The organism is Hydrogenophaga sp. L310, from assembly GCF_055703065.1.
Genome location: NZ_JBVPZA010000023.1, coordinates 1 through 12,719, shown reverse-complemented (window position 1 = coordinate 12,719; position 12,719 = coordinate 1). Strand labels below are relative to the sequence as shown.

At 63.6% G+C, this 12,719-nt stretch carries 11 protein-coding genes; 3 read left to right on the top strand and 8 right to left on the bottom strand.

Annotation, left to right across the window (positions count from 1 at the left end):
• Positions 1 to 298: 298 nt before the first annotated feature.
• The 3 genes from AC0GNO_RS22435 to AC0GNO_RS22425 all read right to left on the bottom strand — a co-directional run bounded on the left by AC0GNO_RS22435 (position 299) and on the right by AC0GNO_RS22425 (position 4,340).
• On the bottom strand, positions 299 to 1,051 hold the full coding sequence (locus AC0GNO_RS22435) for a hypothetical protein (RefSeq protein ID WP_472905581.1): 753 nt from the start codon (positions 1,049 to 1,051) through the stop codon (positions 299 to 301).
• Positions 1,052 to 1,395: 344 nt separating this feature from the next.
• Positions 1,396 to 3,417 carry a ParB N-terminal domain-containing protein gene (locus AC0GNO_RS22430; protein WP_472905580.1) on the bottom strand — a complete coding sequence of 674 codons (2,022 nt, stop codon included), beginning with the start codon at positions 3,415 to 3,417 and terminating at the stop codon, positions 1,396 to 1,398.
• A 95-nt stretch (positions 3,418 to 3,512) separates the two neighbouring features.
• Positions 3,513 to 4,340, bottom strand: a complete 828-nt coding sequence (locus AC0GNO_RS22425; RefSeq protein WP_472905579.1) for a DUF932 domain-containing protein — start codon at positions 4,338 to 4,340, stop codon at positions 3,513 to 3,515.
• 534 nt (positions 4,341 to 4,874) lie between these two features.
• Here AC0GNO_RS22425 and AC0GNO_RS22420 point away from each other — a divergent pair.
• Both AC0GNO_RS22420 and AC0GNO_RS22415 read left to right on the top strand, forming a co-directional pair.
• Positions 4,875 to 5,111, top strand: coding sequence for a hypothetical protein (locus AC0GNO_RS22420; RefSeq protein ID WP_472905578.1), 237 nt, complete (start codon positions 4,875 to 4,877; stop codon positions 5,109 to 5,111).
• Complete coding sequence (locus AC0GNO_RS22415; RefSeq protein WP_472905577.1) at positions 5,038 to 5,544, top strand: DUF6988 family protein; 507 nt, start codon at positions 5,038 to 5,040, stop codon at positions 5,542 to 5,544. Before AC0GNO_RS22420 ends, AC0GNO_RS22415 begins: the two co-directional genes overlap by 74 nt.
• A 33-nt stretch (positions 5,545 to 5,577) precedes the next feature.
• Here the strand turns inward: AC0GNO_RS22415 and AC0GNO_RS22410 are convergent, their stop codons facing one another.
• Both AC0GNO_RS22410 and AC0GNO_RS22405 read right to left on the bottom strand, forming a co-directional pair.
• Positions 5,578 to 5,925 (bottom strand): DUF2958 domain-containing protein, encoded by a 348-nt coding sequence (locus AC0GNO_RS22410; protein ID WP_472905576.1) that lies wholly within the window; start codon positions 5,923 to 5,925, stop codon positions 5,578 to 5,580.
• Between the two features lie 211 nt (positions 5,926 to 6,136).
• Positions 6,137 to 6,661, bottom strand: a complete 525-nt coding sequence (locus AC0GNO_RS22405; protein ID WP_472905575.1) for a thioesterase family protein — start codon at positions 6,659 to 6,661, stop codon at positions 6,137 to 6,139.
• A gap of 352 nt (positions 6,662 to 7,013) precedes the next feature.
• On the opposite strand from AC0GNO_RS22405, the gene AC0GNO_RS22400 reads away from it, so the two are divergent.
• Positions 7,014 to 8,243, top strand: coding sequence for a hypothetical protein (locus AC0GNO_RS22400; protein WP_472905574.1), 1,230 nt, complete (start codon positions 7,014 to 7,016; stop codon positions 8,241 to 8,243).
• A gap of 352 nt (positions 8,244 to 8,595) precedes the next feature.
• On the opposite strand, the gene AC0GNO_RS22395 is transcribed toward AC0GNO_RS22400, so the two are convergent.
• The 3 genes from AC0GNO_RS22395 to radC form a co-directional block, all read right to left on the bottom strand.
• Positions 8,596 to 10,332, bottom strand: coding sequence for a hypothetical protein (locus AC0GNO_RS22395; RefSeq protein WP_472905573.1), 1,737 nt, complete (start codon positions 10,330 to 10,332; stop codon positions 8,596 to 8,598).
• A gap of 48 nt (positions 10,333 to 10,380) precedes the next feature.
• Positions 10,381 to 11,556 (bottom strand): dsDNA nuclease domain-containing protein, encoded by a 1,176-nt coding sequence (locus AC0GNO_RS22390; protein WP_472905572.1) that lies wholly within the window; start codon positions 11,554 to 11,556, stop codon positions 10,381 to 10,383.
• A gap of 151 nt (positions 11,557 to 11,707) precedes the next feature.
• Complete coding sequence (radC, locus tag AC0GNO_RS22385) at positions 11,708 to 12,217, bottom strand: RadC family protein (protein ID WP_472905571.1); 510 nt, start codon at positions 12,215 to 12,217, stop codon at positions 11,708 to 11,710.
• Between the last annotated feature and the right edge of the window lie 502 nt (positions 12,218 to 12,719).

Sequence of the window (12,719 nt, the reverse complement as noted above, 5' to 3'; positions counted from 1 at the left end):
GGGCCAGCACCTTGCGGTCTTCGACACCCCCCACCGATCTGCCCGCCAGCGTGGGGGAAGAGGGCACACCAGGCAACCCAGCGCAGCGAGCTGAGGCGTAGTACCCGGCTCGCACGGCGGGGTGATGCAGGGCCGGAGTCGAAGCACGAACGCATCCGGCCCGCTAAGGCAAGCGCAGCGCGCAGGCGTGAAGGATCGAAGCCGAAGGGCCGTGACGGCGATGACGGCACGGGGCGCAGCCCGAGAGCCTGGCGGCGCAGGGCGCCGACACGCCCACCCAGACGCGCCACAGCCCAGGTCACATGAAGAAGCTACCCTGGTCCGAATAGCCCATAGGGTCAATCTTTAGTTGAGCCAGCCAGGGCTGGACCGCTCGCTTGCAGGAAAAGTCCTCGCCGCCGTCCTGAATCCAGGCGCCGAGGCGTCGCTCCACCCACGCGTGAGCATGGGCGTTGCCATCGCTCAAACCGTTGAATCGGTCGGGCTCAATGCCCTCATGCCGCGGATCGAGCACCACATTGATCGACAGCTCATCGCCGCTGATGGCATTCACACTGGCCACGGCCGCATGGCCACCCTCAAGGTCGAATCGGTAAATATGCCGCTTGCAAAGCTGGCTGTGCGGGTTGCCGCCGGGCCACCAGTTGTCGCTGGGCTCCAGGCCGAACAGTCGCTGTTCCAGCCCAGCATTGATGGCAGCGACCATCAGGTTGCGCCAGCCCGTCCAGCGTGCACTTCGCTTCTTGTTCAGAGGAAAGTTGTGGAACGGCGAGTACGAGTGCTCGAACTCGGGGACCAGACGCAGATCCCCTGTGGCGTTGTAGCCCAGCTCCTGGAGCCGCCGCACCATGCGCGCATTGCTGGGCTTGGGCACCTCGACGGTCGTTCGACCGGCGAGAGCAGCGCGCAGCGCCGCATGCGTCTTGAAGCCGAGCGCCGACGCGAGGGCTTCACTGAGATGAGAAGACGAGACACCGCTGACGCGGTTCTGGGCACTGTGCTTGAGATTGCGCACGGCCGCAGCGGAGACGAAGAATGTCGAATCAGACATGCCAAATTCCTTTGTGCATGGTCGATGACTGCCGATTACGCACCGACCGGAGGAATGGACACGGTCTGCGATCAGAGAAGGGAAGCAAGAAACGTCGTTTAACCCGGCAGCAGGTTCAGCGGGACGCGGCTGTGTTGGCATTTTACGTGCTGATGCCGACCACGTTGGTCGGAAGCGTCCGCGCAAGCGCTTGCGTGCCGCCACGCCGCCGCCTGATCGAAGGCGGCGGCGTGGCGTTTTTCTGAGGCCCCGTTCAACCCATGCTGCGCGAGGTCAAGCCAAAAAACAACAAGGCCCCGGGCGGCAAGCGCCGGGGCCTTGCAGTGCTTTGCCGACTGCCCGCGTCAATCGTTGGACGTTTCGGCGTCGGTGCGCTCCACTGCTGCTGCTGCTGCTGCTGGCGCCTCACGGCCGAACACGGCGGGCATCCAGCCACTGCCCTCGGCCAGTCGCTCGGCCTCCTGCGCAATCTCGGCCTTCTTGAGCTTGGACAGACGTGGCACCTCATTCGGCGCGAACTGCGCTACCGCGTTCAGGATGGCTGCCTTGGGCACGTGCTGGAAATAGCTCTCGGCCGTGGGCTTCCACCAAGCGGCCATGTCCAGGCCCAGCGCCTGCGCCAGTTCAGAGCCGGGCAGACTGGCGGTCGCGCGGGGCGTCACCACGTCCACCGCTGGGGCGGTGCACAGCGACAGCAGTTGCACCAGTTCGTCCTGGGACTTGTCCAGCAGCACGGCGAACAGCGCGCCCGGTTCCTGCGGCAGACGGTCGGCCCAGGTTTGCCGCAGTTCGCGCAGCGCGAGCGCGGCGGGTGATTCGGGCCAGTCGGGTGCCAGGTCCTCCAGGCGATCACGCAGGCTCAGGCACAAACCCAGGGGCAGGGCGTTGCGATAGCTACCTTGCAAGGCCTGCTGCACCAGGGCGTGCACCAGCGCAGCCAGCGCCACCTGCGGCTGGCGCGCCAGTTCGATCTGCAGGGCTGCGGTGCGGTGGGCGCTCAGGCGTTGCGCCAACCGGTCGGACAGGTGTTCCGCGCCGTTCGACGCATCGCCCGTGCTTGATCCGTCCGAATCGCTGCCATCGTCGCCAGGGGTTTGACCGTTGGCGGCCCGCTGCCGCGCGACGTCCAGTGCGCGAAGCGCCTTGGCTTCGGCTTCGCGCAACAGCCCCCGGTGAATCAGGGGTCGCCCCTCGCGGTCCAGCGTGACGATGGCCCCGGCCATGGCCCGGACCTCGGGCGCGTGGCCGCTCAGTTGAGACTGCACGGCTTCCAGTTCGGCCGCGAGCGCCTCGCGGCGCTGGTGCAGGGTTTCAGTCTTGTCCTCGTCGTCCGCGTCGTAGGCTTCTTCGAGCGCGGCATCGGTGCGGGCGATGCGGCCTTGCAGCACCTCCATGCGCCGCACCTCGCGCGCCGTGGGTTCGCGGCGCGTGCGCGGCGCGTTCTGGAACGCCTGCCGCTCGGCGGGGCTCAGGTGCGGCACCGCCTCCACCCAGGCCCAGCCCTCGGCGCGCACAGGTTCGGCCATCGCCTCCAGCTTCTCGCGCACCAGCCGCTCCAGCAGCGCGGCATCGGTCAGGGTGGTGCCGGTGTCCTCGTCTTCGGCGAACAGGTCGCGGCGGACGCCACCACCGGCAGCGGTGTAGGCGTCCAGGCCGACGAAACGCACCAGCGCATGGCCAGCGCCGATTTCCCGTTCGGTCAGGCGCTGGCGCAGCGCTGCGGGGCTGCGCTGCCATTCGGGTGCTTCATAGAACGCGGCCTCCTGGGCCGCGTGGTCATCGGTCACGGCCAGCGCCATCAGTTGGTCCAGGCTGATGGCGTCGGTGCGGTAGTCGGCCATCAGGCGGGGCGAGACATTGGCGAGTTTGAGGCGGCGCTGCACCACCAGCGGCGTGACGCCGAAATCGGCCGCGATGTCTTCCACCGGGCGCCCTTCGGTCACCAGGGCGGCGAAGGCCTCGAACTGGTCGGCCGGGTGCATGGCCTCGCGCTGCACGTTCTCGGTCAGGCTGGCGGTGCGTGCACTGCCGTCGGCCACCAGCAGGCAGGGAACGTCCCAATCCTTGGCGATGCGGCGCTTCTTGGCCAGCAGCTTGAGGGCGGCGAAGCGGCGGCCTCCGGCCACAACCTCGTAGTGCTCTCCGTCCGATGCCAGGGTGACGGTGAGGTTCTGCAGCAGGCCCACGCGCTCGATGCTGGCGGCCAGCGCTTCGATGCATGGACCCGCCGTCTTGCGCACGTTGCGGCGCGACGGGAGCAGCCGTGACAGCGGCACGAGCAGCATCTGCTGCGAGGGCAGGGTGGGCACCTGCGGTGCGGGGATGGCGTGCAGGGCCTGGGCTTCGGGATGGGTGAGTGCGTACATGGTGAAACTCCGGTGGGTGGGTGCGTGAGAAAAACGGGGCGGTGCGCGGCGGTCGGGCCAAGCCCCACGCGGCGCGCGGGGGGATGAAATGGGGATCAGCCCTTGAGCTGGCGCAGGCCATCGGCCAGCAGCCACAGGGCGCGGTTCAGTCGCAGGTTCTGGTCGATGCCCTGCACGGGGCGGGTGCTCTGGCGGCGCCCGTTGGCGCTTCGGCCGGTCAGCCCGCCCTTGATCAGGTTCTCCTGGGTGCGGTTGAACACGCTCCACAGGTCTCGCCGGTCGTCGTCGTGGCGACGTGGCATCAGGATTTGCGATTCGGTGACGGGCGGTGCCTTCTCGGCGTCGTCGTACTTGAGGGCCAGCGCGGCGCGCGCGAACACCTCGGATTCGCCCGTGTCCAGCGCCACGGCCTGCATGGCCTCGCGCGACTCTTGCGCCTGCACGAAGCCCTGCAGCACCGTGTAGGCGCCCTCGATCACCTGCGCGGCCACATCGCCCTTGTGCGGCACGCGCACGTCGGCCACGGTGTCGCCGCACACCAGACCGTTCTGGCAGACGAAGCGGAGCATGCCGGCCAGCATCTGGTAGCTGCTGGTGCCGTCGTGCGAGTTCAGCAGGATGATTTCGTTGGCCTCGCGACCGTTGATCTGGCTGGCGTGGCGAAGCCGGATCAGGTGCTTGGTGAACTCGCGCCGGTCGTCCTGGCGCACGCGGGTCTGGCACACCATGAAGGGCTGGAAGCCCTCGCCGCGCAGTTCCTGCAGCACGGTGGCGGTGGGGATGTAGCTGTAGCGCTCGGAGCGGCTGCCATGTGGCGCCTCGGCAAAGATGGACGGGGCCACGGCACGGATCTGGTCGTCCGACAGCGGGGACTCGGAACGCAGCACCGGTGAACGCGGTGCGAAACGGGAAGCAAGTTGCATGGTCATTTCTCCAAATGAAGCTGGCTGTTGAAAACCCCCACCGGATTCCTAGATTCGGAGCCCTCTTCGGGTCTTCCGGTGGGGTGGACGCAGAGACCTGGGCCGGCCCCTTCGCCACCGTCTTTCCTGAGTTCATCGCCCGCGACCAAAGGAGCGCGCCGTCCGGTGCCGTCAAGGAGGCAAGCGCCAGGGCTGGTGCGGCCCGCAGGCGCAGCCGAGGACACGGCCTGGCGCGCCTTGACGGCACTGGGCGGCGGGCAACGGTCGCGCCAGTGGTGATGGACGAGGGAAGAGGGCGCCAGTGGCCTCTGGCCGCAGATGGCGCCGACCCCACGCAAGCGCAGCGCGCAGGACCGGCCGAGAGGCCGGGCCGAAGGCGTCAGCCGACCGGAGGGAAGGGAACGATGGAAGCCCGCCAGGGGCGAGACGGCGGGGCCGCAGGGCCCGTGGGCTCGATGCGCAGCACGACAGCGCGGCCGGCCAACCCCCAATGGCCGAGACGCCCGGTGACCGGGATGGCTCTACGATGGCGGCATGCCTGAGAAAGACACCGCCCACTCCGACGACCCACTGGATCAGATGCTCACCCGCTCCGATGCGTTGATGGAGCGACTGACCGAGCTGCTCGACGACGCCGAGTTCGATGGTTCTCCGCGAGGCGAAGCAGCCCTGGGCATGTGCGTGGTGGCCATGGAACATGCGACAGCGCTGCGCCCTGATGGCGCTGGGTCTGCCGACCTCGGCAGTGAGCCTGATGCGCCTGCAGTTTGAGGCCCTGACTCAGGCCATGTGGCTGATCTATGCCGCCAGCGAAACGGCCATCGAGAAGCTCTCGGCTCCGCTCACACTCGAAACCGAACAGGCTGCCAAGAACCTGCCCAGCGCAAAAGAAATGATCGATCAGATCGGCAAGCGGGTGGGGCAGGGCGTGCCCGCAGCGGCCCACGGGATGCTGACCCAGTTCAAGGACATGTCCTGGAACGCCATGAACTCCTTCGTGCACGGCGGCATCCACCCGCTGCGACGCAGCGCCGATGGTTTCCCCGTGCACCTGGCCCTGCAGGTGCTGCGCAACTCCAATGGTCTGAGCACCATGACCGGCATGACGATGGCTGTGCTCACCGGCGACGAATCCATCGTCCAGCCGATGAGCAAGATCCAGCCGGCGTTCGCCGATTGCCTGCCGAATCTGCTGAAACCCTGAAAACCAGGGCGTCTGTAACGCCCTGGCGGCTGGTCAGACGACGATGCGTCCGGCCAGTCGCGCGTCCCGCGCGTAGGCGCTCAGGCGCTTTTCGGCGCGAAAGTGCAGGTCGCGCTCAACCGGCAATCCGAGCCGACCACGCACGGTGGCCAGCTCCTGAAGACTGACCCAGCCCAGCTCGGGCGCACCCAAACCCAGGTCGCACAAACCGAAAGCATGATCGCGGTCGTCCGGGTCGATCTCGGTCAGCAGCCAGGTCGCGCCGGCGTCGGGCGTGAACAGCTTGACCACGGGCGCCGGGTCGAAGTCAGGGTTCTGCAGCGTTTCGCGGCCATTGGCCAGCAGCAGCACGCGCTGCTCGTCGGTGATGAGTGCGTTCATGGTGAACTCCAGAAGGAATGCCGGGCGGGATTGCCCGCAGCCTCTGGGTCACGCCGCAGCGCAGCGGTCAAGGTTCGTAGACGGCCGCCCAGGCCGCCAGCGCATCACCGATGCGCGCCGACCTTGACGGCGAGAACGGCGTGGCACGCTGGGTGCAACAGCAAGCCAGCCCAATCCCATTTCCCTGATTCCCTGGAGGGGCAGGGCGCGTTCAGGGAATCTGGGGTTCTAGGCGGCTCACCGAATCCAGCGAGACACGCATCCCGTGCACGTCCTCAACGAGGTCCACATCGGACTTCGTCCCGAGCGCCACCACTTTTTCAGCAATGCGCGACTCCATCGAGGTTCGTGGCGCCACCACCAGAATGACGCATCCGTCGCAAACCAGCTCGTGGTCGTCGGATGCCTGCACGCGGAATTTCGCGCTCCGTTCTCCCAGCCGCTCCACCCAACCCCGCAGCTTCAGGGTGGATCCTGGCGGGATCGGCCCCTTGTGCTCAAGTTCGATGGTCCGACCCACCACGACCTCCGAGTCGGCATCCACATGCTGCTGCATCTCACGGATGCAGATGGATTCCACGACGGCGACCAGAGACCCGGTCGCCAGGCATTCGATCAGCCTCTGCGCATAGTCGCTCCCATGCGGGAGCCGAGAAAACAGCGCCCGGGCGGTCTGCTCCGGCGGCACGCTGTAGGTTTCTTCAAAGGAGATTTCACTGATGCCTTGGTGGTTCATGGAATTGGGCGAGGGGTTGATGACGCGTGTTCGCTCTCCGAAACCCCGCGTCAAAGCGGGGTGACAGGAACAGCGCTCGATCCTCGTTCGGATGCGTCGCGCCTTCAACCCAGCCAGGCGTGCTCCAGCGTAGCTGGCTTGATGCCCGTGACAAACACTCCCATCCTTCATCAGGCTATGGCCCACAGCAGTGTTGCGTCGCCTATACGGAGCAGCAGAGCTCGTGACAGGGTGGGTGCTGACATTCGGCCGTTCCCCGTTCCCGGGGTCCCGGCGAAAACTCGACAGGTGGAAGCACATGGCATCATGAAGTTCGACGCTGGCGAAAGCATGGAACCCTTTGGAGCGCGCGATGAGTTCGATACCTGAACGGGAACAGCTCTACATCGAGGTTTGGTCTGTCCCCATGATTCATCTCGGCAAGCGCTACGGCCTGTCAGGCCCAGGACTTCGACAGGTGTGCGTAAAGCTGGGCATCCCGATACCGGCGAGAGGCCACTGGGCCAGGCTTGCTGCTGGCCACAATGTCCCCAGACCTTCTCTTCCTCCCGACGCCGCCGTTGTTGAGAACGAGGTTGTTGAGCGTCGGCATCGGAAGGGCGCGAAGCGTTCCCGGGAGACATCGTTTGATCAGAATCCAGAATCAGATCGAAGTGAAATGCCACAGCCACCATCTGAGCGATCTGATGCGATGCAGCCGTTGCCACTTCATCCTCTGATCCGAGCCTTGCTTCCAAAATACGAAAAAGAGGCCGTGGAAGCACTTCAGCGAAAAGCGAAGCATGAATGGGAAGCGGCGCATCCAGGACGACAGTACCGCGGCGTCGCACCGCCTTTCTCCAGCTGGGAACACTTCTGTGACCGCGGTCAGATCCTTGCGGCGACCCACAGAAAGACTGCGATCCGGGTCTCGCTCATGACCTATAAGCGAGCACTGTGCTTGATGAGTTCGCTGGTCGCAGAGCTCGAAAAATCCGGCTTTCAGCTCACGTTCGCCGATCAGATGGAGCGCTTGATCGCCAAGCGAGGTGAGGCACACATCAGCATCAGGTTGACCGAGAAACTTGACGCTGGTACCCGTTTCGACAGGATCAACTCGTACACGCGTGAAAAGGAATACGTGAAGACGTTGGCTCCGACAGGACGCCTTAGCCTCAGCATCGAGCAGATGGGCCTTGGAGAGACGACTTTGAATGACACGTCCACGACGACTTTGGAGACCAGGTGGCCCGAGATTGTTTCTGCTGCCGAAGTCCGCCACCGTGGCTCGCTGGAAGCTGTCGCGAGATGGGGGAGACAGCGCGAGCAACAAGAAGAAGCGGCTCGCCGCCGGGCAGAGGAGCAACGGGTCAGGGAAGAGGTTCAGAGGAGAGATGCTGCGGAGAAAGCCCGGCGAGATGCGCTGCTGCGTGAGGCACAGAACTGGCATTCGTCAAAGTTGCTCCTGAGCTATGTGGCGCACTTGGATGGGCTTCGAGACGCATCCGGCAAGGTCAGTGAGGACTTTGATGCTTGGCGTGAATGGGTTCTCGGCGTTGCCGCCAGCCTTGATCCGAGCAACACAAGAATTTCGGAATCGTGAGGTTCGGAGCAAGTCTTATCGGCCAGCGAAGCTACACAGCCTGCCGATGGCCAACCGGCAGTATGTCCGCGGCGGCCGCAGAGTCGGCCCCAACTAGGCTCGCTGGGCTGCTCAGAGTCCTTCGCGAACAGCCACTTAAATAACCGCGACGGGCGCAAGCGGAGTCGCTGCAATGCAAGCTGGCAGGCGTCAAAGGTGCGCACTGCGCCTCGACAAGGGGCAAGGTGGAGCTGCCGCCTCGACGCGCTGAAGGCAAGGTGGCCGTCGCTGGGGGTAGAGCTCTGGACAGTCGCAATCAACGCTACGGCTACACGTATGCACGCGGGGTCCACAGCAGGAATCCCTCGGTAAATCAGATGCCGCTTGCAGGCGATTTCGGTGTCGCTTTGGCCGAGTGAGCCAACAAATTGGCATACATCGCTTGAAGCAAGGGCTCAACCGTGCCGTAGGTGACGTCCCATTCTTCCTCAATCAGGACAGAGTACTTCCTCTCGAGGTGCAGTTCGTAGTCGAACGGAAACTCTGTGGTCGTCTCAAGGCCTACGATGAGCTGGATATCGTCTGGCAAGTCCCTGGCGATGAACTCAAGCACTGCGGGAAGATTGATGTCATCTTGCGCCTGCTGGTTGGGTGAGTCGATGACCACTGGAATATCGTACGTGGCGTTGGAGCCGTGTGCCGTGCGCCAAATTGCCGCGTAGTAGGCCAGTATGGAGCGTGGACCTCCGCTTCCCGAGAGGTCGGGCCGCCCCGCGAGCTTCATTTTGGATACGTCAATAGAAGGAAGCTTTAGTGCAACACGGCCTGCAGCGTAGAAGTCTCTGAAATTGGAAAGAATCGCTTTCGTCCGCTTGATAGCCCGCAACTCCTTCATCGTCTCATCCAGCTTATTGACGGCCAAGACAGCTTCGTCAATGGCTCCTTGGAGCTGCTTGCGTTCGGCCTCAAAGGCGGCCAGGGCGCCCTCGGCGCCGATACCCCCAACCACGTCTTGGAACTTGAGCTCTCCCTTTCTGGTGTCAAGCAGCCGAGAGATCCGAAGGTAGCTCTCGTTGAGAGTAGCCAGTTCGCTTAACGCCTTTTGGCACCGAGCACGGACAACGGCCGCGTCGTCGCGAAGTCGTGCTGCTAGTTCGCGCAGTACACGCGCATCCTCTGCAAACCGCAACAGGTCCAGGAATGGTTTTTCGTGCTCTGCATGACAAGTGGGGCAAATGAGTGGCTGACTTCCCGCCGTCCGAATCCATGCCGCGTCACTGTTGTATGCCTTCAGCGCCTCGTCGGCCATGCGAGTCTGGTGGTCCAGGCTGGTTAGCAATTCCTGTTCGCGAACGGCGTCACTCCGGAGCTTCTCCTGGCGAGCGTTGAGATCGGTGACCTCACGGGTCAGCTGCTCGATTTCAGCCTCGAAGTTCGCAGCGCTCAGCTTCGGCCCATGCACCGGTACAGTGCGGCTGAAGCGGTCCAATGTTCGCCCCAGCAACCTTAGTTCTCGACGGTGCTCATCTAGGAGACGGGACTGCTGGCCTTTCTTTGCGCGCGCTTCGTAGTACGCAGGCGGGCAAACGCCTGTGAAGTACTCGAGGATGGCTGTCCAGGGCGCAGTGAAGCGCTTGAGGCCAGTGAATGTGTTCCACTCAGATTGCCAGCTTCCGTCTTGATTCACGTAGAAAGGCAAGAAAAAGCACGCGGCGTCAGCCGAAACAACGTCCGACTCGCTCTTGCCAGAGAAGACTAGATTGAAATCTGTGACATCACAGAAAATTTTCGTCCATTCGGCGAACTTTCCGGTTGTGGCAACCAACTCCCGGTCGGCATTGAACAAGGCTCGGCGGCCGTTCTGGTGGAGAACGAAGAAGTGCTTCCCGTCAAACGAGAATTCGAGGAGTGAGACGGCGTCTTCATCCCATGATTCGAGAGTCCCCTGTGGAGTAGCACCCAGGGTCTCAAAAAGACTCCGAATCAGCGTCGTCTTGCCCATGTGGTTCCGCCCCCTGATGAGGTTCTTCCTCGGGTGGAACTTCACGTGGCGTGCCGTCTTGTCCTGCAGCGAGAGCAGCCAGATGTTTTGAAATCGAAAGCGATGCATAGGTCTTGGTTCTCAGGCTACGAACGAGAAGTCTCAGCTCGGGTCCATTCATATCGTCACCGCCCTCATCACAAAGCGCGCCAGAAGCTCTTCGTCTCGGTACTGCCCGAATTGCGCCTTCATCGCGACCAGAGCAGCATCGACGTAGGGCCTCAGATCTGATCCGCACGCGTTTGCCTGCGCCCAGTCGTCGCAGAACGCGTCAATTGCCTGGGCTTCAGTCGATGTACCGGTGAGTCGTTCCGCCGCAGCCCTGGCTGCGGCCATTCGCATCGTCGTAAGGGCTCTGAAGTCATAGCCCTCCTGTTGGAGCTTCGTTAGCCAGCTCTCGAAGAGAGCGCTTCGGTCGGGGATGGTTGCAAGTGAGCTGAGCGCTGATTGGAACTCGGCCCTCGAAAAGCCACGTTCTTTAACCAGGTCAGCGAACGTCGCGCACGTCGCCGTGTGGCGACCTAACGCAGATACCCTCATGACCAGCGACTCTACGAACGCTCGAGCCTGTGCCGCATGTCCAGGACTGCGTTGCGTGAGCAGTTCCAACGCTTTCGACACCGCCGGCGCCGAGGGGTCGTCCGGATGAATGGCCACACGGGCGAGCCGCACCCTCTTGAGATCTGGAATCGGAGCTCCAGCAGCGCCCAAAGTGTTGAGCGCGTCGGTTAGGAGCTTTGCATGGTCAGCTGCCAAGTCTGATAGGGAACAAGGTAGCGAAGTCGCAGCGTTTGCCCCGGAAGCGAGTGGGACGTCGCAGCCAGCGTTCGAGATGAAGACCCCCTCCGCTGGCAACTTCTCGAATGCCATCAAGCTCAGATGGAGCTTGCCGAGGACGCTTTCGCCGACTTTATCGAAGCTTGGGGGGGCGGTAGGTGTCGGAGCGGCGGGGGCGCTGGTAGCGCTTTTGGTCTTCTTGGCGACCTTCGGTTGCTTCGGTACTGAGGTGCCGGTCAACACCGACCAAGACCAAGTTCCCGTGTCCTTCTTCTTTACCTGATAGATGGCAGCCTTGGTTGGAGCGCTGACGGAATCGAGCTCAGTGACGTCCTGGACAGCCTCGAAAAGAAGCAGGAAATCTGGGGCATTGGACTGCTCCAGTTCAAGCAGCCTGAGAACGGCCCACCATCGCTGAAAGTCAACGCCCTTAGCACCGTGACCGCCCCCTGTCTCAGTGAGGCCCGGATTGTTTGCGACCAGCAGAACTTCCGCCGCGCCAGTAGCTATGGTCAAAGCACTCCTCCCTAGACGCCGTCGCTCAGGTGAAGGCAATTCGTTGTTGCTTTTAGGCTGGCGCGGCGCAATTCGCCGGATTCTACAGTTTGTAACTCCCCAGGTCACTCCGATGCCTCGGTGAAGCAAAAGAGGGGGCAATGCCCCCGGTTCAAACAAGGCCACGTTCGGCCATTGAAAGAACTTGGTCGCCTGCCACGATCATGTGGTCCAGCACCCGCACGTCCACCAGCGACAAAGCCGACTTCAGCGTCTGCGTCAGGTGCTCGTCGGCCCGGGACGGCTCCGCCACCCCCGAGGGGTGGTTGTGCACCAGAACCAGGGCGGCGGCGTTCCGCGACAGACACTCCTTGACCACCTCCCGCGGATAGACCGAGGTCTGGCTTACCGAGCCCCGGAACAGTTCGAGGTATTCGATCAGGCGGTTTTGCGAATCCAGCATCAGGACCGCGAACACCTCGTGCTCCAGCGCACCCAGCTTCACTTTCAGGAACTCCCGCACCGCCTGCGGTGAGTCGAACAGTGCCCGCTCGCCCAGTTGTTGTCGCAGGATGCGTTGCGCCGCCCGCAGCACCTCGTCGGCCTGCGCCGGGCGGTAGTCACCCGCTGTGTCGCGAACTAGAAGAACGGAAGGATCGAAGGAGAAGAGATCGTGTGCCATGGCCGGCTCCGTGAATCGGGCGGGATTGCCCGAGACCGGCACCTGCACGGCGCAGCGCAGGGGTCAAGGTTCGAAGACGGCCGCAGGCCGCCAGCGCACAACCGCAGGGCAGGGCGCGCCGACCTTGACGCCGAGAACGGCGTGCTACGGTGAAGGGAACAGCAAGACGCCCCACCCACACACTTCGCGCGTACCAGGGCAAGCACAGCGCGCAGGCAGCGCAGGCTGCCGGAGGCGTCAGGGATTCCCGCCGAACGGCCGAGACGGGCTCCGCCTGGCTCGGGGCAGTGCCCGGGTAGCCCGACGGCGCGAGCCGGGACGCACGAATCCCTGGGCCGACAAAGCGCCCTTCAGTTGCAAATACTGTATAAAATTAAGGGGTATCCACTTAGCTCCAGTCATCGTAAATGCTGGATGGATAACCAGTATTGAATGGTATGCCAGTCAGGCAAACAGTCAAGCCTTTTTCACCACGTCCCGGTACGTCACCGGTGCTGTCACG